The 22487-nt window shown below is 48.1% G+C and carries 17 protein-coding genes; 3 read left to right on the top strand and 14 right to left on the bottom strand.

Features of this window, described 5'->3' with window-relative positions; all coding sequences use genetic code 11:
* Positions 1 to 91 precede the first annotated feature (91 nt).
* Positions 92 to 3988 carry a phosphoribosylformylglycinamidine synthase gene (purL, locus tag OA57_RS10570; protein ID WP_034617491.1) on the top strand — a complete coding sequence of 1299 codons (3897 nt, stop codon included), beginning with the start codon at positions 92 to 94 and terminating at the stop codon, positions 3986 to 3988.
* Between the two features lie 71 nt (positions 3989 to 4059).
* On the opposite strand, the gene OA57_RS10565 is transcribed toward purL, so the two are convergent.
* The 13 genes from OA57_RS10565 to OA57_RS10505 all read right to left on the bottom strand — a co-directional run bounded on the left by OA57_RS10565 (position 4060) and on the right by OA57_RS10505 (position 18033).
* Positions 4060 to 4614, bottom strand: coding sequence for a DUF5358 domain-containing protein (locus OA57_RS10565; RefSeq protein ID WP_034617587.1), 555 nt, complete (start codon positions 4612 to 4614; stop codon positions 4060 to 4062).
* Positions 4615 to 4772: 158 nt separating this feature from the next.
* Positions 4773 to 6431, bottom strand: a complete 1659-nt coding sequence (gene treC / locus OA57_RS10560; protein ID WP_034617488.1) for an alpha,alpha-phosphotrehalase — start codon at positions 6429 to 6431, stop codon at positions 4773 to 4775.
* A gap of 50 nt (positions 6432 to 6481) precedes the next feature.
* Positions 6482 to 7900, bottom strand: a complete 1419-nt coding sequence (treB, locus tag OA57_RS10555; RefSeq protein ID WP_034617485.1) for a PTS trehalose transporter subunit IIBC — start codon at positions 7898 to 7900, stop codon at positions 6482 to 6484.
* 172 nt (positions 7901 to 8072) lie between these two features.
* Positions 8073 to 9023, bottom strand: a complete 951-nt coding sequence (gene treR, locus OA57_RS10550) for a trehalose operon repressor TreR (RefSeq protein WP_034617482.1) — start codon at positions 9021 to 9023, stop codon at positions 8073 to 8075.
* 206 nt (positions 9024 to 9229) lie between these two features.
* Entirely contained in the window at positions 9230 to 10252 is a 1023-nt protein-coding gene (hemB, locus tag OA57_RS10545) for a porphobilinogen synthase (protein WP_034617480.1), read from the bottom strand.
* 82 nt (positions 10253 to 10334) lie between these two features.
* The gene (tatC, locus tag OA57_RS10540; RefSeq protein ID WP_034617477.1) at positions 10335 to 11081 is read right to left on the bottom strand and encodes a twin-arginine translocase subunit TatC; all 747 of its coding nucleotides are present in this window, start codon (positions 11079 to 11081) and stop codon (positions 10335 to 10337) included.
* Positions 11082 to 11103: 22 nt separating this feature from the next.
* Entirely contained in the window at positions 11104 to 11583 is a 480-nt protein-coding gene (tatB, locus tag OA57_RS12445) for a Sec-independent protein translocase protein TatB (RefSeq protein ID WP_084589927.1), read from the bottom strand.
* Between the two features lie 3 nt (positions 11584 to 11586).
* Positions 11587 to 11820: a twin-arginine translocase TatA/TatE family subunit gene (tatA, locus tag OA57_RS10530; RefSeq protein ID WP_034617475.1), complete on the bottom strand. Its 234-nt coding sequence runs from the start codon at positions 11818 to 11820 to the stop codon at positions 11587 to 11589.
* Between the two features lie 133 nt (positions 11821 to 11953).
* Positions 11954 to 13588 carry a ubiquinone biosynthesis regulatory protein kinase UbiB gene (gene ubiB, locus OA57_RS10525; protein ID WP_034617474.1) on the bottom strand — a complete coding sequence of 545 codons (1635 nt, stop codon included), beginning with the start codon at positions 13586 to 13588 and terminating at the stop codon, positions 11954 to 11956.
* A complete protein-coding gene (locus OA57_RS10520) occupies positions 13585 to 14244 on the bottom strand; it encodes a ubiquinone biosynthesis accessory factor UbiJ (protein ID WP_034617472.1) in 660 nt (219 codons plus the stop codon). Before OA57_RS10520 ends, ubiB begins: the two co-directional genes overlap by 4 nt.
* A gap of 23 nt (positions 14245 to 14267) precedes the next feature.
* On the bottom strand, positions 14268 to 15062 hold the full coding sequence (gene ubiE / locus OA57_RS10515; RefSeq protein WP_034617469.1) for a bifunctional demethylmenaquinone methyltransferase/2-methoxy-6-polyprenyl-1,4-benzoquinol methylase UbiE: 795 nt from the start codon (positions 15060 to 15062) through the stop codon (positions 14268 to 14270).
* An 80-nt stretch (positions 15063 to 15142) separates the two neighbouring features.
* Positions 15143 to 16501 carry a sodium-dependent transporter gene (locus tag OA57_RS10510; RefSeq protein WP_034617466.1) on the bottom strand — a complete coding sequence of 453 codons (1359 nt, stop codon included), beginning with the start codon at positions 16499 to 16501 and terminating at the stop codon, positions 15143 to 15145.
* 77 nt (positions 16502 to 16578) lie between these two features.
* Positions 16579 to 18033, bottom strand: coding sequence for an aminoacyl-histidine dipeptidase (locus tag OA57_RS10505; protein WP_034617463.1), 1455 nt, complete (start codon positions 18031 to 18033; stop codon positions 16579 to 16581).
* A gap of 225 nt (positions 18034 to 18258) precedes the next feature.
* On the opposite strand from OA57_RS10505, the gene gpt reads away from it, so the two are divergent.
* The gene (gpt, locus tag OA57_RS10500) at positions 18259 to 18717 is read left to right on the top strand and encodes a xanthine phosphoribosyltransferase (protein ID WP_034617460.1); all 459 of its coding nucleotides are present in this window, start codon (positions 18259 to 18261) and stop codon (positions 18715 to 18717) included.
* 138 nt (positions 18718 to 18855) lie between these two features.
* Here the strand turns inward: gpt and typA are convergent, their stop codons facing one another.
* A complete protein-coding gene (gene typA, locus OA57_RS10495) occupies positions 18856 to 20706 on the bottom strand; it encodes a translational GTPase TypA (RefSeq protein WP_034617458.1) in 1851 nt (616 codons plus the stop codon).
* A 283-nt stretch (positions 20707 to 20989) separates the two neighbouring features.
* Here typA and glnA point away from each other — a divergent pair, with 283 nt between their 5' ends.
* Positions 20990 to 22408 (top strand): glutamate--ammonia ligase, encoded by a 1419-nt coding sequence (gene glnA / locus OA57_RS10490; protein WP_034617455.1) that lies wholly within the window; start codon positions 20990 to 20992, stop codon positions 22406 to 22408.
* Positions 22409 to 22487: the final 79 nt, after the last annotated feature.

Raw genomic sequence — 22487 nt, 5'->3', positions numbered from 1 at the left:
TTGCAGAAAACCAAATCTGTTCCGTTCAGAGGGAGTTTCCTGTACAATGTGTACGATTTTTAACTTCCTCTATAACCTACGGTAAAAGACGATGATGCAAATTTTCCGCGGCTCCCCCGCCCTTTCCGATTTCCGCTTAACTCAATTAACCGCTCGATTCCGCCGAGCCGAACTGCCGGTCAGCGAATGCTATGCCGAATATCTTCACTTTGCAGACCTAAACGACGGCTTGACAGCGGAAGAAACCGGGCAATTGGAACAGCTTCTGCACTATGGTCCGACATTGGCAGAGCATGAACCCGACGGAAATTGCTTTGTCGTTATTCCGCGTATCGGCACCATTTCCTCTTGGTCGTCTAAAGCCACCGATATCGCCCACAATTCCGGCTTGGAGAAGGTCAAGCGAATAGAACGCGGTTTAGCCTATTATATCCAGACCGCCTCCCCCCTCACCCCATCGCAAAAACAATCCCTGACCGCACTTTTACATGACCGAATGCTCGAATCGGTAATCGAATCCCCTCAAGACGCCCAAGCCCTGTTCAGCCGCGCCACGCCCAAGCCGTTCACTACCGTGGATATTTTACAACACGGCCGTACCGCACTTGAGCAAGCCAATCTCAATTTAGGCCTCGCACTGGCCGAAGACGAAATTGATTACCTGTTACAGCAATTTACCCAATTAAAGCGTAATCCCGTCGATATCGAACTGTATATGTTTGCCCAAGCGAATTCCGAACACTGCCGCCACAAAATTTTCAATGCCGACTGGATTATCGACGGCGAAAAACAGCCGAAATCACTGTTTAAAATGATAAAAAACACCTTCGAGCAAACGCCTGATTTTGTACTTTCTGCTTATAAAGACAATGCAGCAGTAATGGAAGGTTCAAAAGTCGGGCGTTTCTTTGCCGATCAAGACGGGCAGTATCGTTATCATCAAGAAGATGCGCATATTTTAATGAAAGTGGAAACCCACAATCACCCGACTGCGATTTCTCCGTTCCCAGGCGCGGCGACCGGCTCCGGTGGTGAAATCCGTGACGAAGGCGCCACCGGACGCGGTGCCAAACCAAAAGCAGGCTTAGTCGGTTTCTCTGTATCCAACTTACTCGTGCCGGACTTCGAGCAACCATGGGAAAACTCGTTAAGTAAGCCGGATCGTATTGCTTCGGCATTGGATATTATGTTGGAAGCCCCATTGGGCAGTGCGGCATTTAATAACGAGTTTGGTCGCCCTGCATTGCTCGGTTATTTCCGTACTTATGAAGAAAAAGTCAATAGCTTTAATGGTGAGGAAGTGCGCGGTTATCACAAACCAATCATGTTGGCAGGCGGAATCGGTAATATCCGTGACGAACACGTGCAGAAAGGTGAGATTCCGGTCGGCTCAAAATTAATTGTGTTAGGCGGCCCTGCAATGAATATTGGTTTAGGCGGCGGCGCAGCCTCTTCCATGGCATCGGGAAAATCAAAAGAAGATCTCGATTTCGCCTCGGTTCAACGCGACAATCCGGAGATGGAACGCCGCTGTCAGGAAGTGATCGACCGCTGTTGGCAATTGGGTGAGGACAATCCGATTTTGTTTATCCACGATGTCGGCGCCGGCGGTTTGTCCAATGCAATGCCCGAATTAGTGAATGACGGCGGCCGCGGCGGCAAATTCGAACTGCGTAAAATTCTGAGTGACGAACCGGGCATGAGCCCGCTGGAAATTTGGTGTAACGAATCGCAAGAGCGGTATGTCTTGGCGGTTTCCGCCGAACAACTGCCATTATTCGAGGCGCTTTGCCGGCGTGAACGAGCGCCTTATGCCGTCATCGGCGAAGCCGTAGCGGAACCGCACTTGACCTTGAACGACAGCCATTTCGACAATAAACCGATTGATATGCCGTTGAATGTTCTGCTGGGTAAACCGCCGAAAATGACACGTGACGTGCAAAGTGCGGTCGTCAACAATCCTGCCCTTGCCGTATCGGAAATTTCACTGCCCGAAGCCTTGCACCGCGTGTTGCGCTTGCCGGTGGTTGCAGAAAAAACCTTCTTAATCACCATTGGCGATCGTTCGGTCACCGGCATGGTGGCACGCGATCAGATGGTCGGGCCGTGGCAAATTCCGGTTGCCGACTGTGCCGTAACTACTGCCGGTTTCGACAGCTACTACGGTGAAGCGATGTCCATCGGCGAACGGGCGCCAATCGCCTTGTTAGATTTTGCCGCTTCCGCCAGAATGGCGGTTGCCGAATCAATCACCAATATTGCCGCCACTCATATCGGCGATATTAAACGAATTAAACTCTCGGCAAACTGGATGTCGGCAGCCGGCCATCAAGGGGAAGACGCCGGTCTCTACGCCGCAGTCAAAGCCGTCGGGGAAGAACTCTGTCCGGCACTCGGCTTGACGATTCCGGTCGGGAAAGACTCGATGTCGATGAAGACCACTTGGCAGGAAAACGGCGAGCAAAAATCGGTCACCGCACCGTTATCCCTTGTCATCAGCGCCTTTGCCCGTGTGGAAGATGTGCGCAAAACCGTTACGCCGCAATTACAAACCGATAAAGGCGACAACAGTCGTTTATTACTGATTGACTTGGGTGAAGGCAACAACCGCTTGGGTGCAACCGCACTTGCGCAAGTGTATAAACAGCTGGGCGATAAACCGGCCGATGTGGTCGATGTCGCTAAGCTGAAAGGCTTCTATGATGCGATCCAACATTTGTTGCAAGAAGACAAATTACTGGCTTACCACGACCGTGCCGACGGCGGTTTAGTCGTTACGTTGGCAGAAATGGCATTCGCCGGACATTGCGGTATCGATGTAAATATTACGAGCTTGGGCAATAATGCCCTAAGCGCACTTTTCAATGAAGAACTGGGCGCCGTGATTCAGGTTAAAGCGGCTGATCTAGACGACGTAAACCGCACTTTGATGCAATACGGGCTAAGTGCGGTCAGCCATGATTTGGGGCATGTAACCGCCGGCGATGAATTTATTGTTCGTAACCAAGGCGGCATCGTATTACAACAATCACGCAGCGAACTGCGTGCTATCTGGGCGGAATTAACCCACCAAATACAGCGGTTACGTGATAATCCCGCCTGTGCCGATCAAGAATTTGCCGCCAAGAAAAATCCGAATGATAAAGGCTTCTCCGCACAATTGAGTTACGACATCAATGACGATATTGCCGCCCCGTATATCGCCGGCGGCGTAAAACCACGGATTGCCATTTTGCGAGAACAAGGCGTCAACAGCCATGTTGAAATGGCGGCGGCGTTTGACCGTGCCGGTTTTGAAGCGATTGACGTCCACATGAGCGATCTGCATTCCGCAAGGCATAAATTAAGTGAATTCAATGCGTTGGTCGCTTGCGGCGGTTTCTCTTACGGTGATGTGCTGGGTGCGGGCGGCGGCTGGGCTAAATCTATTCTGTTCAATACCGCACTTCGCGATCAGTTTGAGGCTTTCTTCCACCGTGACGACAGCTTGACATTGGGAGTATGTAACGGCTGCCAGATGATCGCCAATCTGGCGGAAATTATCCCCGGCAGCGAAGCCTGGCCGCGTTTTGTGCGTAATACCTCCGAGCGTTTTGAAGCCCGTGCGGCGTTAGTACGCATCAATGATACCCACTCACCGTGGTTTAACGGCATGGCGGGTTCGCATATGCCGATTGCCGTTTCACATGGTGAAGGACGGGTCGAATTTAAAAACGATCGGCAACCGGCACTATTGCGTGAGCAAAATCTGGTGATTGCACAATATATCGACAACGACCTACAACCGACCGAAAGCTATCCCGCCAACCCGAACGGCTCGGTGGACGGCATTACCGCACTTTCCAATCTTAACGGGCGAGTGGCGATTATGATGCCGCATCCGGAACGTGTCTTCCGCACCGTCGCCAACTCTTGGCACCCGCAAGACTGGTCGGAAGACGGCGCTTGGATGCGATTGTTTAGAAATGCACGGGCGACACTGAAATAATTTGCCGTTATGCGGTGAAATTCAGATCGATTTCACCGCACTTTTTTTCTGCTGATACTTATCATATCGGCTTACAGCACAAACGCTGCACCCCATTTGATAATATCAAAGAAAAATTTATTGTCGTTAGTGGCAACGTTATCGCTGTTATTCGTGGTATCGGGTTTACTTTCCTCGACCATACCGTTTTTATATTGTCCTTTCACAACGGCAAGATCATCACGGGCATTGGTGCGTAACGTGTTGCATTGCGCCTGAGAAAGCGGCTCTGCCGTCAGATCTTTGTATTTTTTATATTGATACTGCGCATAGCCCATCGATTTTTCATCTTCTTGCACCATTTTCAGATAATCCGCCCCGATAATATTTTCCAACGGATAGAAAAACACATATTGTGAGTGAATATAGGCATCTTCTTTGGAAAAATGCTGTTGCTGAATACGTGTCAGACGAGGATAAATGCATTGTTCCGCCTGACGGCTGGCAATCACCCATTTTTTCGCATCGCTGTCCGACAACACATAATCCGCATTGGCAAATTCCGCCGGAAATGCAGTTGACGGCATTTCTGACGCACAACCGGCAATCAAGAAAATGACCGCCGGCACCATCACTTTTTTGAACATACCATATCCTGATGATTTGAAAGGAATGCGGATTTTAGCAACAATCCGGTGTTTGATAAAGCGGTTGAACATACCGCGTCTGTAAAAGATCTTTTTCGGCATCATAAAACAAATCGCCGTCCGGCAATGAACGGCGATTTTTATCGGCGGATAATCCGTTACTGCAGCAACAGATACAGCCCTTGATAAGGTTGCAGCAGCAATTCGTCATCCGATATCGTCGATTGCGGATAGTTGTCCATCAGCCGCTGCCAATGTCCACAACGGCATATTTCAGGATATTTCACCCTTTGTACCTGATTGCTCAAATTTGCCAGCACCCATAATTTTTGTTTGCCGTTATGACGTAAATAGCTCCAGACAAACGGATGATCCGGCAATAGATCCTGATAATTTCCATCGGTGAAAATCGGCAGCTGCTTGCGTAACCGAATCAGATTTTTATAACAATAAAAAACCGAATCGGGGTTATCGACCGCACTTTCGGCATTGATCTCCGTATAATTCCCCGCCGGCGCAATCCAAGGCTGCGCCTTGCTGAAACCGGCATTTTCACTGCTGTTCCACTGCATCGGCGTACGACTGTTATCACGTGATTTTTGCCCCAGAATCTTGAGCACCAAGGCTTTGTCCGTCCCGTTAGCCAACAATTCCCGATACATATTCAAACTTTCCACATCACGATATTGTTCGATCCGGCTAAATCCGGGATTGGTCATGCCAAGCTCTTCCCCTTGATAAATATAGGGCGTTCCCTGCATACCGTGCAGTACCATCGCCAGCATTTTTGCCGACACGGTTCGAAGTGCGGTTTCATCGCCGAAACGGGACACGATACGCGGCTGATCGTGATTGCACCAAAACAGGGCATTCCAGGCTTTATCATGCATTCCCTGCTGCCAGTAATTAAAGATCGATTTCAATTCCACATAATCCGGCTCGGCATAAGTCCATTTTTCTCCGTTCGGATAATCCACTTTCAAATGGTGAAAATTAAACGTCATTGACAATTCGGTTCCGTTCAAATTGGCATATTGCTGACAATTTTCCAGACTGGTCGATGACATTTCACCGACAGTCATCAAGCCCTGCGGTTGAAATACTTGTGCGCTCAATTGCTGTATAAACTCATGGATCCGCGGACCGTCGGTGTAAAAACGACGGCCGTCACCCTGATTGTCATTCGGGAAATCTTGATTTTTCGACACTAGATTGATCACATCCAAACGCAAGCCGTCCACCCCTTTATCCGCCCAGAAACGGCACACTTGCTGCAATTCAGACCGCACTTTTTCGTTTTCCCAGTTCAGATCGGCCTGCTCTGCGGCAAACAAATGCAAATAATGCTTACCGACTTTTTCACACCATTTCCAAGCGCCGCCGCCGAATTTGGAACGCCAGTTATTCGGTACCGCACTTTGCCGTTCACCACGCCAAATATAGTAATCATGATATTCGCTATCGGGATTTTGCGCTTGTTTAAACCAGCGGTGTTCCGTCGATGTGTGGTTAAATACCATGTCCATAACAATACGGATATTGCGCCGATGCGCTTCGTCCACCAATTTCTCAAAATCCGCCATTGTGCCGTAATCGGGATTGATCGCACAATAGTCGCTGACATCATAACCGTTATCCACTTGAGGGGAGGGATAAATCGGCGTAATCCAAATGGCATCAATGCCTAAATGTTGTAAATAATCCAAGCGCAGGATAATACCGTTGATATCGCCCACGCCATTTCCGCTAGTATCCTGAAAACTTTTCGGATAAATCTGATAAATAACCCCATTTTTCCACCAAGTCGTTTGTTGCATGCTATATCCTTTAATCTCTGTTTACCGACAGTTTGGCTGTCACAATATATCTATTGTGCCAACGTGCCTTTCGCCGCTTGACGTTTATACATAACAATCGTCAGCAATAACGGAACAACAACCGCCACCAGCATCGCCGAAGCAAACACCGCCCAATATTGCGGCTGAATCGACAAAATGCCCGGCAAACCGCCCACCCCGATACCGTTAGCCATCACACCGGCCAATCCGCAAATCAAACCTGCACAAGCAGAACCTATCATCGCACACAGCATCGGGAAACGATATTTCAAGTTGATACCGTACATCGCCGGCTCCGTTACCCCCAAATAGGCGGAAATGGTCGCCGGCACCGAAATTTCACGTTCATGCAGTTTTTTACTGATTAACACGATGCCGAATACAGCGGAAGCTTGTGCAATATTGGACAACGCAATTAACGGCCAAACCGGTGTGCCGCCCATGCTTTGAATCATTTGCATATCAATCGCCAACGTGGTTTGATGGATACCGGTGATCACCAATGGTGCATACAGAAAACCGAACAGCGCCGCACCAATCGGGGCAAAACTTCCGGTCATCGCCGCTTTAACCGCCACCGCAACCCCGTTACCGATTTCCCGTCCGAACGGCCCGATTAAGGCATGAGCCAAAAAGACGGCAATGATCAGCGAGACGACCGGCACAATGACCAAATTCAAATAATCCGGCACGATACGTTTAAAGAAACGCTCAATCCACGCCAGCGCCATGCCTGCCAACATTGACGGAATCACTTGCGCCTGATAACCGACTTTAGCAATTTGGAACAATCCGAAATCCCACACTTCCGGCGTTTGTGAACCTAAACCGTACGAATTCATCAATTGCGGTGAAACCAACGTCACCCCCAATACAATCCCGAGAATCGGCGAACCGCCCATTTTCTTCACGGTTGACCAACAGATGCCGACCGGCAGGAAGAAGAAAATCGCTTCGCCCAGTAACCATAGGAAATCATAAACGGTTTTCCACATCGCCGAAGATTGCACCAGCGTTTGCCCGTCCGCCATCGGAATATCGCCGATCACATTGCGGAATCCCAAGATCAAACCGCCGCTGATTAACGCCGGCAGTAACGGGATAAAAATCTCGGCAAAGTGTGAAATCACTTTTTCATGCCACTTCATATTCTGCCGTGCCGCCACTTTAGCCGCCTCTTTATCGGCCGCACTTAATTTGGTTTGCGCCAGCAATTCCTGATAATAAGCACCCACTTCGGGGCCGATCACGACCTGAAACTGCCCGGCATTGGTGAAACAACCTTTCACCATCGGTAATGCTTCCAAGCCCTTGATATCCGCTTTTGCAGTATCGTTTAATACAAAACGCAGCCGCGTAATACAGTGTGTTACCGTTGCAATATTTTCTCGCCCACCGACCAACGCAATCAATTTACTGATATTTTGCGGATCTATTTTCTTTGCCATGCTTCACCCTTAATCACTTTCATCAAAATAATGCCGACATTTTAAACAGGTTTATTGTCTTATCAATGGGAACGTTCCCAATTGGTGATATAGATCACATATTTTTGGGTATAAGCGGTATTAAAAAAGAAAGAATACGTTTTTATTGGCAATGAGGTGGTGCTAAGTGCGGTTATTCACCTTCAGGAAACCGACAAGGAATACAAGAATGTTCAAGTTGAGCTGGATTTTCCAATAACCGCATAAGCTGTTCGACAACATGTTGCCCGGCACGATAGAAACCGAATTCAATACTCAAAGTTTGCGGGAAAAGAAATTTCAGCAAATCGTTGTTGCCCACGCCACACACCTGAATCTCTCGGTATTGGTGATCCGAGAGATATTTATTAGCGCCGATGGCAAGGCTGTCAGTGGCACAGACAATGGCTGTTGTAGCTTTGGTCACGACATCCGCCGTCAGCCGGTAAGCGCTATGATAATCCAATGTCCCTAAGGCAAAGTGCGGTTGCAGCTGCTTTTCACGACAGAAATTCAAATAAGCCTGATGGCGCAATAATCCGGTGGTATGATCATCTTGTTCAACACCAAGATAGCTGATATGGCGGTGCCCTTTCCGATACAGTTTTTCCATTAACAGGCGAATCGAACCGTCATCGTCGTAATAAACCGAGGATAACGCCGCATAATTTTGCGCAAGCACCACTAAGGTTGATCGATACGGCAGCAGGATTTCCTGTTTTAATCCGCTAAAACCAAAAACAATGATACCGTCCACCTGCCGCAGCGCAAAAAATTGCAAATGTTCTTGTACCAAATCGGGGGCAAAACGGCTTTCCACAATAAAATGTTCACAGTTTTCCTGCTGCAAGGCATGTAAAATGCCTCGTAAAGCTCGGTTTTCCGATGGAGAATCCAGTCGGGTAACAATAATACCGATAACCCGATTTTCAATCCCCCTCATGGCGCGCGCCGTTCTTGACGGCTTAAAACGGCACGCCTCCACTACCGCCGACACTTGCGCCTTGGCGGCATCACTCACATTAGGTTCATTGTTTAACACCCGTGAAACCGTTGACTTACTGACACCGCTTAAACGGGCTATATCTTTAATCGTTAATTTCATCTTTTTTAAACCATGTTATGCGGACAGCGCTACTTGAGCACGCCTGAAGCAGACGTTAATGCATTCTCAGGGTAAATACCCCTTTGCCAAAACAAGCGGCTTATTTGCAACCTCATCTGTATATGCACCGTTTTAAATCCGGTATCGCTGACAAAAAGCCCCTGATACCTTATATGGTCAGGGGCGGTTTATCCGATTCCGTCTGATCAGGCGGCGTGATTTTCCTCGTACAGCCACTGTGCCACCTGTTTAGCATAATAGGTTAAAATGCCGTCGGCGCCGGCACGTTTAAAACAGAGTAAAGCTTCCATAATGGCCGTTTTTTCATTCAGCCAACCGTTTTGAATGGCGGCTTGCAGCATCGCATATTCGCCGGAAACCTGATAAGCAAAGGTCGGTACGCCGAAATGCTGCTTTATACGGTAAACCATATCCAGATAAGGCATACCCGGTTTGACCATCACCATATCCGCCCCTTCCTGCAAATCCAGCGCAATTTCCTGTAAACCTTCATGACTGTTGGCAGGATCCAGTTGGTATGTTTTTTTATTGCCGCCCTTCAGGTTAGAACTGGAGCCGACCGCATCACGGAACGGTCCGTAAAACCCCGAAGCGTATTTGGCGGAATACGCCATGATCAGGGTATTGATGCAACCTTGTTGCTCAAGTGCGGTACGAATTGCGCCGATACGACCGTCCATCATATCGCTTGGCGCCACAATATCCGCCCCTGCCGCCGCATGGGAAAGCGCTTGTTTCACTAATATATCAGTGGTGGTATCGTTCAAAACATAGCCTTCATCGTCAATTATACCGTCTTGCCCGTGCGTGGTGTAAGGATCCAACGCCACATCGGTCAATACGCCCAATTGCGGATATGCCGCTTTCAACGCTTTAACCGCACGCTGCACCAAGCCGTTGGGACTATAAGCTTCCTCAGCAAACAACGATTTTTTCTCTTGTTCAATCACCGGAAACAGCGCAATCACCGGCACACCGTATTTCACCAACAATCCGGCTTCAAGCAACAGCTGATCCAGTGTTAAGCGTTCAACCCCCGGCATCGACGGAACGGCTTCACGATCGTTTTCCCCCTCCATCACAAACACCGGATAGATCAAATCGTCAACAGTCAGTGTATTTTCAGCAACCAGACGGCGGCTGAAATCATGGCGGCGCAGACGGCGCATACGGTTAGCGGGAAAACGGGCAAAAATTTGCTGGGTCATAACAAGTTATATCCTTTACTAAAATCACTTAAGACGTGTGCCGACAGCGTTAATTTCATGTGAGAACAGACAGATCCTCTCATCAATCGGCAGCAGCCGTTTCTTCCTCTTTCGGCTGATAAAAACGAGAAAACAATAATCCGACTTCAAACAGAACCCACATCGGAATGGCCAGTAATGTTTGTGAAAAAACATCAGGCGGTGTCAAAAACATACCGACCACAAAAGCGGCAACAATAATATACGGCCGCTTCTTGCGCAGATCGTTGGCGGTTGTTACCCCGCTCCAGCACAGCAGAATAATCGCTATCGGCACTTCGAAACAGATACCGAACGCCAAGAAAATCGTCAACACAAAATCCAAATAACTACTGATATCCGTTGCGATTTGCACCCCTTCCGGCGCGGTTTTAGTCAGAAAACCGAATACCAACGGGAAAACAATATAATAGGCAAAGGCCACGCCGACATAAAAAAGCAAGGTACTGGAAAACAGCAACGGGTATACCAAACGCTTTTCGTGCTGATAAAGTGCCGGGGCGACAAATGCCCAAACCTGATAGAGCAAAAAAGGGACGGAGAGGAATATTGCCACCACACCGGTCAGTTTCAGCGGCGTGAAAAACGGCGCCACCACACCGGTAGAAATCATGCTTGCGCCTTGCGGCAACTGTTCAATCAACGGCAGGGCGATAATACGGTAAATATCATTGGCGAAAAAAACCAATCCGCAAAAAACCAGTAAAATACAAACTATCGATTTTAACAACCGGTTACGCAATTCAATTAAATGATTGATTAACGGTTGCGAATCTTCAACTGATGACATACTACATTATCCTCACGCTTGATTAGACCGATACTTTGTCGGTTTGTACCGTTTGTTCGGCTTCCGTTTTTACCGGCTGCGTTTCAACGTGATCCGGATCAAGCTGGTGCTCGCCCTCTTCGGCCAATGCAGCCTGCTCATCGGCACTCAGGCTGTCTTCAATGCTTTTCACACCGTGTTGCAGCTCTTTATTGAGCCTGCTTTCCTGATGTTGAACACTTTGCTCGATTTGTTGTGCCGATTGTTTCAAATCCTGAATATTTTTTGCCAACTCAGGCGAAAGTTCACTTAAATTCAATTTTTCCGCTTTTTTAATGCTTTCTTGCAATTCATGTAATTTCAGTTCTTGACTCAATTCGTTCTGCACATTAGTGGCAATGCCCCGAATCGTCCGAATCCAAGCGACGACCGTTCTGATCGCCACCGGCAAACGCTGCGGGCCCAAAACCACCAGTCCGACGATAAAAATCAGAACCAGTTCGGAAAAGCCGATATCAAACACGGGTTATGCCTGCTCTTTGTCTTTGGCGGCTTGTTTTTCCGCTGTTTTTTCAGTCGTATCCGTTAATGATTGCTGAAATTCGGCATCTTTTTCTTTGCCGTCATCGTCCTTGATCGCTTTTTTAAAGCCTTTTACGGACTCGCCCAGATCCGAGCCTAAACTTTTCAATTTTTTAGTGCCGAATAAAAGGACTACGATTAATACGATAATGGCAAGTTGCCAAACGCTGATACCCATAAAATCACCTCATTATGTGAAAAATAGCATAGGAAAACGGCTAAATTCCGATTGTTTAAATAAATTGTCGTTGTGCTGCCTGAAAACTCTAAATCATTGACACCATTCAGTCAATCTTCAATTATATTTTGGATCAATTTTTCATTAATCCGTAGAGCCAAATTATAACCGCACTTAACAACAAGCACGAACTAAAAAATAGCGGTAAACGCTCAAATTGTAGAAGCGTTGTAACAAATATCACGCTCCCTATCACACCGCTGTACCAATAACGACGTCGATGTTGTTGATTTTTATATAAAGTGCGGTTTAATTCGCTAAGTTGCCTGCTAATCTCTTTTTGCTGCTGCAACGCATGATACAACGTTTCCGGCATTTCGGCAAAATGCTCGCGGAAATACGGCAGGCGCTCTTTGATTCCCCGATAAACCGATTTGAACCCGACCTGTTCACTCAACCAATCCTGTAAAAACGGTTTTGCCGTTTGCCATAAATCCAGCTGCGGATAAATCTGCCTGCCCAAGCCCTCGATATACAGCAGGGTTTTCTGCAACAATACCAGCTGCGGCTGCACTTCCATATTAAAGCGGCGTGCCGTGTTAAACAGATTAATCAGCACATGTCCGAATGAAATTTCGCTCAGCGGTTTGGCAAAAATCGGATCGCATACGGTGCGGATCGCCTGTTCAAACGCCTGCACATCGGTATCTTCCGGCACCCAGCCGGAATCAACGTGCAACTGCGCCACCCGCTGATAATCACGGTTAAAAAACGCCAAAAAATTCTCGGCCAGATAGCGTTTGTCTTCACGGTTAAGGGAACCGACAATTCCGCAATCAATCCCGATATACTGCGGATCCTCAGGGTGATCCGGATTGACAAAAATATTGCCGGGGTGCATATCGGCATGGAAAAAACTGTCACGAAACACTTGAGTGAAAAACACCTGCACACCGCGCTCCGCCAGTAATTTCATATTGGTTCCATTGGCTTCCAGCGCCTGAATATCCGACACCTGAATACCGTAGATCCGCTCCATGACGATCACATTGCGATAACAAAAATCGCCGTACATCTCCGGAATATACAGCATCGGACTGTTTTCAAAATTACGCCGCAACTGAATCGCATTTGCCATTTCGCGGCGTAAATCCAGCTCATCAAGAATGGTTTTTTCATATTCCCGTACTACTTCCACCGGGCGCAAACGCCGCCCTTCACTGGAAAGACGCGGAATCCAGCCTGCCAAACGATACATTAAGCCTATATCGGCTTTAATCGCTTTTTCGATATTCGGACGAATGACTTTAAGCACCACTTCCCGTCCGGCAAACGGACTGTCGGCATTAAATCGTGCAGTGTGAACCTGTGCAATCGATGCCGACGCCAGAGCGGTTTCATCAAAATCGCTAAACCAGGTCTCCAGTTTTGCCCCAAGTGCGGTTTCGATCTGACGGCGTGCCAATTCACCGGCAAACGGTTCGACCTGATCTTGCAACAGTGCCAGCTCATCGGCAATACTGTCCGGGAATAGATCGCGCCGTGTCGAAAGCATTTGCCCCAGTTTGATCCAAACCGGCCCCAACTCTTGCAGTGCTAAACGCAATCGTAAGCCGAAAATTTTATCCTGATGCTGATTTCTCAGCCAGAACAGCAATTTACGCCCGCAACGGATCGGGCGGGTAAACCCATTTTTCGGCAGCGCTTCGTCCAAGCCGTATTGCAAAATCACTTGAAGAATGCGGTAAAAACGCCATGCCGATTTCATGACTGTTGCGTTCCTAATTTATTGATCAACTGTTGAAAACGTTGTTCCAACGCATTACTTTCTTCGTCCAGTGCAACCACCTGCCGATGAAAATCCGTCACGGCCAAACGCGGCGCCGTCAGTTGCCACTCCTCGCTCAACCGTTCACGCCAATGCTGGCGTGCATTTTGTTGTGTACCGCTGAAAAATGCAAAAACCTGCTTCACGAAGCGCACGGCGTTATACGCCGGCACATCGCCCAAATAGGGTGCAAGCAACTCCGCCGGATCGGTTTCCAACTGTTCCAATAAAGCGAGAAAATCCTGTAACACTTGCAAATCACCGTGCAATACCAGGGATTTATTGTTGATCAATTGCGTTAATTCGGCTTTTTTAGGGATTTTTAACCCTATTTTTGCCGAGGTTTGTACCCGACAATCCGCCTCGCCTTCATAATATTGCAACACATCGATTTGCTGGAGCGAAAATACAAAATAGACCGTTATTTCAAGCTGTTGCAACTGTAGCGCCAGCACTTTCCCGTTCAATTTACGCAAGTGCGGTTGACTATTTTCCGAGCGTTGCAATAAATATGAAAGTGCGGTTTCAATCGCTGCATTCAACAATTGCGGCAACAACAGTTGCGTTTTCAGTTTATTCAAATTGGCTGACAGCATAATTTTTCCTACCGTTTAACGCGCTAAAATTTATAACCACGGTGTAGCGCCACAATGCCGGCACTTAAATTATAGTAATCCACATTTTCAAAACCGGCTTGACTCATCATATTTTTTAACGTGTCTTGATCAGGATGCATTCGGATCGATTCCGCCAAATAGCGGTAACTTTCGCCGTCATTCACTACCATTTCGCCGACTTTCGGTAAAATATTGAACGAGTAAAAATGGTACAGCTTGCTTAACGGATCGAGGATCGGTTTGGAAAACTCCAGCACCAGCAAACGACCGCCCGGTTTTAATACCCGATACATCGAGCGCAGTGCGGCCTCTTTATCGGTAACATTGCGCAAACCGAAACTGATGATAACGCAGTCAAAAGTATTGTCGGCAAACGGTAACGCCTCGGCATTCGCCTGTACATAGTCGAGATTGCCGACCACACCCAGATTGCGCAATTTGTCACGCCCGACTTGCAACATTGATTCGTTAATATCCGCCAGTACTACCTGCCCGCCTTCGCCGACCAGTCGGGAAAATTTAGCGCTGAAATCGCCGGTTCCCCCGGCTAAATCGAGCACTTTTTGCCCTTTGCGCACGCCGCTGCAATCAATGGTGAACCGCTTCCAAACCCGATGAACGCCAAATGAAAGCAGGTCATTCATCAAATCGTATTTACCCGCTACCGAATGAAATACGTTGGCGACCAGTTTCTGCTTCTCGTCTTTAGCGACGGTTTTAAAACCGAAATGCGTGGTTTGCTCAAGCGCGTCCGAATTTGACGTGCCGGTATGTGGGGGACCTTGTTGTTCGCTCATCACAATTATTTTTGCCTTGTTGAAATTTTACCTACTCTAACATAAAAGTGCGGTCAAAAAACCGCACTTAGCATTTTATCTTAAAGCGAATTGACGAAAATCACCAAAATAATCAGCGGAATAATATATTTCACATAATTAAACCACAGCGCCGTTAGCCTTGGGCTACTGTTCAACTCTTTTTTGGCTTCGTCTTTCAGCACAAAGCCGACAAAAACGGCACTGCCGAGAGCGGTTAAAATAAACAGTACGTTACCGCTGACATAATCAAATGCATCAAAAATGCTCAATCCCATCATGCGTACCGCCTGCCACTGGTTATCGCCCAGCACCGACGGAATATTACCCAACACAAAAATTGCACTCAACGTCAGCGCAATCGCCGCCCTGCGCGTTAATCGGGTTTTCTCTTGCAATACCGTAATCAGCACTTCATAAATGGTCAGTGAGGTGGTCAGCGCGGCAATAATCAGTAACCCGAAGAAAATCGTGGCAAATACCGAGCCTGCCCACATATGCGAAAACACTATCGGCAAACTTTGAAAGACCAGCGTCGGACCGGAATTCGGCGCAACATGAAAGGTGAACAGCGACGGAAAAATCATAAAGCCCGCCGCCAGTGCAATTAAGGTGTTGACGACTGCGGTAATCGTCGCCGTTTTCACCAGATTCTCTTTTTTATCCAGATAACTGGATAAGGTGATCAACACCCCGAAGCCGAGACTGAGCGCAAAAAAGACCTGCCCCAAGACAAACACAAATAACTCTTTGGTTATTTTGGAAAAATCCGGAATCAGATAAAAAGAAATGCCCTCCCAAGCACCGGGCAATGTGACGTTGCGTACAATCATCACCAGTAAAAACAGAAACAGAATCGGCATTAAATATTTCACCGAACGTTCAATACCATCCATAATCCCTTTCGCCAAAATCAGATAATTCACGCCGACAAAAAGTGCGGTATACAGCAAAATCGTCGACGGACTGTCTTTGATATGCTCACTGAAAAAGGCTGACGTAGTTTCAATCGTCACCGGCGAAGCGAGATCCAGCTTGCCGGAAATCAAGCTGCCGATATAAGTCAGCACCCAGCCGCCGAGCACCATGTAATAAGCCAAAATGCCAAATGCGCCCAACAGCCCCATATAACCCAGTATTTTCCACGCCGAGCGGATCGGTTTGCCGTTGGCCTCGCCGGAAAACGCATCCACCGAATTGCGCTGGATCCGTCTGCCAATCACATTTTCTACCAAAATCATCGGAATCCCGATTACGATCATTGCAATACAAAATAATAATACATAAGCGCCGCCGCCGTTTTCCCCAACCAAATACGGGAAGCGCCACGTTGCGCCGAAACCGACCGTGGCGCCTGCCACCGTCAGTACGTAGGTTAATTGACTGGACCAAGATTGTCGGGCTTTTTTTGTTGTTGTCATAATTCACCAAAAGATAAAAACACAAAAATATCTCTTGCCCGATAACAGCCAAGAGATATCAAAATACGTTAAATTTGTTATGATTTTACAGGAATATCCGCCAAAAGTGCGGTCAGTAAACGCCAATAAATATCCACTGCCGGAATATGTACTTTTTCATCCGGTGAGTGCGCGTTGCGAATCGTCGGCCCGATGGAGACCATATCGATATGCGGATACTGCTTTTTCAACAATCCGCACTCCAATCCGGCATGAATCACCTGAATCAACGGCTCTTCATTCAAAATTTGCCGATAATGCTGTTGCGTAATCGGCAGCACGGCGGAGTGCGGATTCGGCTCCCAGCCCGGATAATCGTGACTGAAGGCGATTTCCGCTCCGGTAAGATTAGCCAGTGAATCCAAAATCCCACAGACATGGTGCTTGCCGCTTTCAATCAGCGAGCGAATGAGAATGGTGACCTGCAACTGCCGTTCCGCCAATTTCAGCACGCCGATGCTGAGTGACGTTTCCACCACGCCCTGCACAACGTCACTGTTGCGGATAACCCCGTTCGGCAAAACGTTGAGCAAATCAATCACCCGATCGGTGGCGTCTTCGCTCAAACTGTCTGCAGCCGTTTCCGCCGGCGCCAACGATAATGTCAAGTGCGGTTCACTAATCGCCAGTTCTTTTTTCAGCATCTGTTCCAGCTCCGCCACCGCACGTTGCAGTTTTTCATCGCTGCCATCGAAAGTCAGCACCGCAAACGCTTCACGCGGAATGGCATTGCGCACCGAACCGCCGCCGATATCACTCAACAGAAAATCAAAGTGCGGCTGCAATTGTGCCAACACCCGAGCCAGCAACTTAATCGCATTGCCGCGACCGGTGTGAATATCCACGCCGGAATGCCCGCCGCGCAAGCCTTTCAGCACCAACTTGCAGGCATGCGCACACGGGTTCGGCTGAAACGCCACCTCCAACCTCAAATCGCCGTCGATGCCGCCGGCACACCCGACATAGATTTGTCCGTTTTCTTCGGTATCGGTATTAATCAAAATTTCACTCTGCAACCAGTTCGGCTGCAAACCGTTGGCGCCGACCATACCGCTCTCTTCGGTCATCGTCAGCAACACTTCCAAATCCGGATGAGCAATATCATCACTTTCCAGTACTGCCAATGCCGATGCCAACCCGATACCGTTATCTGCGCCTAAGGTGGTGTTTTCTGCGGTTACCCACTCACCCTCGATATAAGGTTTGATCGGATCTCGGTCGAAATCGTGATCCGTGCCTTCATTTTTCTGCGGCACCATATCCAAATGCGCCTGTAGCGCCACTTTTTGGCGGTTCTCCATGCCGGCAGTCGCCGGCTTGCGAATCAAAATATTGCCGGCGGCATCACGTTCCAGCCACAACTGCCGCTGTTTCGCCCAAGCGACAATATATTCCGCCAGTTGTTCTTCCTGATAAGACGGGTGGGGAATATCACAAATTTGTTGAAACCACTGCCACAGCAGGGTCGGTTTAAGCTGTTTGATTGATTGCATAATCAGTCCTCTGTAAAAAGTCGAAACGCCCGATTGAAAATGTCACTGAAAAACGACAGTGGGAATGTATCGCTGCTCTCGCTAAAAAATGCATGAAAATCGACGAAAAATCGGGATTAATAATAGCATGAAATCCCTTTTCAGGTTATCCTATCGCAATTTTTTAAATCGGGCTTGGTTATAAAGCCGCCACATTTTCTATGACTTCAAGGAAAAGGTTCAATTATGAGCGAAAAATACATTGTAACTTGGGATATGTTTCATATGCATGCCCGCAAACTGGCCGAACGTTTGATGCCGGCCTCCCGTTGGAAAGGGATTATCGCCGTCAGTCGCGGCGGTCTGTTTCCAAGTGCGGTAATCGCTCGTGAACTGGGCTTACGCCATGTGGAAACCGTGTGCATCTCGAGCTACGATCACGATCAACAAAGCGAACTGAAAGTCCTGCACGCCGCACAAGGCGACGGTGAAGGCTTTATCGTGATTGACGATTTGGTCGATACCGGCAACACCGCCCGCGCCATTCGCAAAATGTACCCGAAAGCACACTTTGTTACCGTTTTTGCCAAGCCGTCCGGTGCGCCGCTGGTAGATGAATATGTGGTTGATATTCCGCAAAATACTTGGATTGAACAGCCGTGGGATATGGGCATCACCTTTGTGCCGCCATTATCAAGAAAATAATCGCTAACAACGTGATTTCCCCTAAAGCGAACGATACCCGATAAGTTGATTATCGGGTATTTTTTATAGCGGCTTACCACAAAAAAACCGCACTTGCGGTTTTCCCCAAGTGCGGTCTATAACGCCAGTCAGCAGTAATTAACGTGTGCTGGTGCTGGTTGTGCTGCGGGTTGCGCGTTTACGATCCATTTCGGTCAGCAGTTTTTTACGCACACGAACCGAAACCGGCGTAACTTCAACCAACTCGTCATCATCAATAAATTCCAACGCCTGTTCAAGCGTGAAACGGATAGGCGGCACCAAGACCACGGCATCATCTTTACCGGAAGCCCGCATATTGGTCAGTTTTTTACCTTGCAAGCAGTTGACGGTCAAATCATTGCCGCGGCTGTGAATGCCGATTACTTGTCCTTCATACACTTCCGTTCCGTGATCGATCATCAACTTCCCGCGTTCTTGCAAGCTAAACAACGCATATGCCAACGCTTTGCCGGTGGCATTGGAAATTAACACGCCGTTAATTCGCTGCCCGATCTCCCCCGGTTTGACATTATCGTAATGGCTGAAACTAGAATACAGTAAACCCGTGCCGGAGGTCATGGTCATAAATTCGTTACGGAAGCCGATCAGACCTCGGCTCGGAATGATATATTCCAAACGGGTACGTCCTTTGCCGTCCGGCACCATGTCTCGCACTTCGCCTTTGCGGATACCCAACGCTTCCATCACGGAGCCTTGGTGCTGTTCTTCAATATCAATCGTCACCTGCTCGAACGGCTCTTGCTTACGGCCGTCAATCTCACGGAAAATCACTTTCGGACGGGATACCGCCAACTCATAACCTTCACGCCGCATATTTTCGATTAACACCGACAAATGCAGTTCACCACGGCCGGAAACACGGAATGCGTCCGGATCTTCGGTTTCTTCCACGCGCAAGGCGACATTGTGTACTAATTCTTTGTTTAAACGCTCCAAAATCTGGCGTGAGGTAACGAATTTACCCTCTTTTCCGCAGAACGGTGAAGTATTGACGCAGAAGAACATGGTCACGGTCGGCTCGTCCACACTCAAGGCCGGCAACGCCTCCACGCTGTTGACATCGCAAATCGTATCGGAAATATTCAGTTCGCCCAGACCGGTGATCGCAATAATATCGCCGGCACTGGCAATATCGGCTTCATAACGCTGCAACCCCAAATGCCCCAAGACCTGTCCGACTTTGCCGTTACGGGTTTTTCCTTCACTGTCGATAATGGTCACTTGCTGGTTCGGCTTCACCGCACCGCGCTTGATGCGTCCGATGCCGATAACGCCGACATAATTGCTGTAATCCAGTTGTGAAATCTGCATTTGGAACGGTTTGCCGCTTTCGACCTTCGGCGATTCGACATATTTCACGACCGCTTCAAACAACGGTGTCATGTCTTCCGCCAAATCTTCATGTTCCACACCAGCAACACCGTTCAGCGCAGAGGCATAAATAATCGGGAAATCCAGCTGCTCGTCAGTAGCCCCCAAATTAACAAACAGATCAAACACTTGATCCACCACCCAATCAGGGCGAGCACCGGGGCGATCCACTTTATTGATGACGACAATCGGTTTCAAGCCGTGCGCAAAGGCTTTTTGAGTCACAAAGCGGGTTTGCGGCATCGGACCGTCAAACGCATCGACCAGCAACAGCACCGAATCCACCATTGACAACACACGCTCTACCTCACCGCCGAAATCGGCGTGTCCCGGCGTGTCGACGATATTGATACGGTAACCGTTCCAGTTAATGGCGGTATTTTTGGCTAAAATGGTAATGCCGCGTTCTTTTTCCAAGGCATTGGAATCCATCACCCGTTCATCGCTGTCGCCGCGGGCACTTTCCAGCGTGCCGGACTGTTGTAACAATTTATCAACTAGGGTCGTTTTCCCGTGGTCAACGTGGGCAATAATCGCAATATTGCGCAGTTTGTTGATGTCTAATTCATTATTCATGTGAAAAATCTTCGTTGTTGTGAAAAGAAAAGTGATTCCAAAAAACCGTTATTCTATGGTTTTGGCATAAAATTAATTGGAAGGTGCGAAATTATAACGTCTTTCGGCTCAAACGGCTATTAAATATTAAAAATCAAAACAAAAGCCGACCCTTGATAAAAAAACAAATAAACTCGCAAAAAAGGTATTGATTTTTAATTTTTATGGGTTATATTTTAGTTACACTTTAAACAAACCCTGATATTTTTGTATTTTATCACTTTAACCAACAGAGGATTCAGTTATGTCTCAGGCAGCTATCGCTAACGTATTTAAGCTTATTGAAGAACATGGTGTCAAATTTGTCGATTTGCGTTTTACCGACATCAAAGGCACCGAGCAGCATGTTTCCATTCCGAAAAGTGCGGTAGACGAAGATTTTTTTGAAGACGGCAAAATGTTTGACGGTTCTTCTATCAGCGGTTGGAAAACCATCAATAAATCCGACATGGTATTAATGCCGATTGCGGAAACTGCAATTATCGATCCGTTCTTTGCTATCCCGACATTATCTATCCGTTGTAACGTGTACGAACCGACCACTATGCAGGGTTACGATCGTGATCCGCGCTCTATCGCCGTGCGTGCCGAAGAATACCTGAAAGCGTCCGGCATTGCGGATACGGTATTATTGGGGCCTGAGCCGGAGTTCTTCCTGTTTGACGATGTGCGTTTCCAAGTCGGCATGGGTTCCAGCTCATTTGCCGTGGACGATATTGAAGCGGCATGGAACAGCAATACCGAATATGAAGGCGGCAACACCGGCTATCGTCCGGCTGTGAAAGGCGGCTACTTCCCGGTTCCACCGGTTGATTCTTCACAAGATATCCGTTCCGAAATGTGCTTGCTAATGGAAGAATTCGGTTTAGTCATCGAAGCGCACCACCATGAAGTCGCCACGGCCGGTCAAAATGAAATTGCTTGTCGTTTCAACACCTTGACACTAAAAGCCGATGAAACCCAAATCTATAAATATGTCGTTCGCAATGTCGCGCACGAACACGGCAAAACCGCCTGCTTCATGCCGAAACCGATTTTCGGTGACAACGGCTCCGGTATGCACTGCCACATTTCGTTGGGCAAAGACGGCGCCAATCTGTTCTCCGGCGATAAATACGCCAACCTGTCCGAAACCGCACTTCACTTTATCGCCGGTATCATTAAACATGCGAAAACCCTGAATGCGTTCACCAACCCGACCACCAACTCCTACAAACGTTTGGTGCCGGGCTATGAAGCGCCTGTATTGCTGGCATACTCCGCCAGCAACCGCTCCGCATCAATCCGTATTCCAACGGTTTCCAGCCCTAAAGCCCGCCGTATCGAAGTGCGCTTCCCGGATCCGGGTGCTAACCCATACTTGGCATTCTCTGCTATCCTGATGGCAGGTCTAGACGGCGTGATCAACAAACTGAGCCCGGGCGATGCAATGGACAAAAATCTATATGACTTGCCGCCGGAAGAACTGAAACAAGTCCCGCATGTTGCCGGTTCTTTGGAAGAAGCCTTGCAAGCACTGCAAGACGATCACGACTTCTTGACTCGCGGCGGCGTATTCAGCAAAGATTTCATCGACGCTTATGTTGAATTGAAATCAAAAGACGTTCAACGTTTAAGAATGTTGCCGCACCCTGCTGAATTTGAAATGTACTACGCCATGTAACATTGTTTCGATTAACTTGAAAAATTCCCGCTTCGGCGGGAATTTTTATTTGTGCTTGCCTAAAACGCCGATTTCTGAA

This window comes from Chelonobacter oris (assembly GCF_000772535.1).
GTDB lineage: Bacteria > Pseudomonadota > Gammaproteobacteria > Enterobacterales > Pasteurellaceae > Chelonobacter > Chelonobacter oris.
Note: the sequence above shows the minus strand (reverse complement) of the source record. Positions and strands in the feature narration are given on the sequence as shown.

Coding starts and splice junctions, on each gene's coding strand:
- OA57_RS10505 (WP_034617463.1), bottom strand. CDS start 18,033: ATGCAATCAATCAAACAGCTTAAACCGACCCTGCTGTGGCAGTGGTTT.
- tatC (WP_034617477.1), bottom strand. CDS start 11,081: ATGTCATCAGTTGAAGATTCGCAACCGTTAATCAATCATTTAATTGAA.
- typA (WP_034617458.1), bottom strand. CDS start 20,706: ATGAATAATGAATTAGACATCAACAAACTGCGCAATATTGCGATTATT.
- OA57_RS10520 (WP_034617472.1), bottom strand. CDS start 14,244: ATGCTGTCAGCCAATTTGAATAAACTGAAAACGCAACTGTTGTTGCCG.
- OA57_RS10510 (WP_034617466.1), bottom strand. CDS start 16,501: ATGACAACAACAAAAAAAGCCCGACAATCTTGGTCCAGTCAATTAACC.
- glnA (WP_034617455.1), top strand. CDS start 20,990: ATGTCTCAGGCAGCTATCGCTAACGTATTTAAGCTTATTGAAGAACAT.
- gpt (WP_034617460.1), top strand. CDS start 18,259: ATGAGCGAAAAATACATTGTAACTTGGGATATGTTTCATATGCATGCC.
- ubiE (WP_034617469.1), bottom strand. CDS start 15,062: ATGAGCGAACAACAAGGTCCCCCACATACCGGCACGTCAAATTCGGAC.
- treB (WP_034617485.1), bottom strand. CDS start 7,900: ATGGCAAAGAAAATAGATCCGCAAAATATCAGTAAATTGATTGCGTTG.
- treC (WP_034617488.1), bottom strand. CDS start 6,431: ATGCAACAAACGACTTGGTGGAAAAATGGGGTTATTTATCAGATTTAT.
- tatA (WP_034617475.1), bottom strand. CDS start 11,820: ATGGGTATCAGCGTTTGGCAACTTGCCATTATCGTATTAATCGTAGTC.
- purL (WP_034617491.1), top strand. CDS start 92: ATGATGCAAATTTTCCGCGGCTCCCCCGCCCTTTCCGATTTCCGCTTA.
- treR (WP_034617482.1), bottom strand. CDS start 9,023: ATGAAATTAACGATTAAAGATATAGCCCGTTTAAGCGGTGTCAGTAAG.
- ubiB (WP_034617474.1), bottom strand. CDS start 13,588: ATGAAATCGGCATGGCGTTTTTACCGCATTCTTCAAGTGATTTTGCAA.
- OA57_RS10565 (WP_034617587.1), bottom strand. CDS start 4,614: ATGTTCAAAAAAGTGATGGTGCCGGCGGTCATTTTCTTGATTGCCGGT.
- hemB (WP_034617480.1), bottom strand. CDS start 10,252: ATGACCCAGCAAATTTTTGCCCGTTTTCCCGCTAACCGTATGCGCCGT.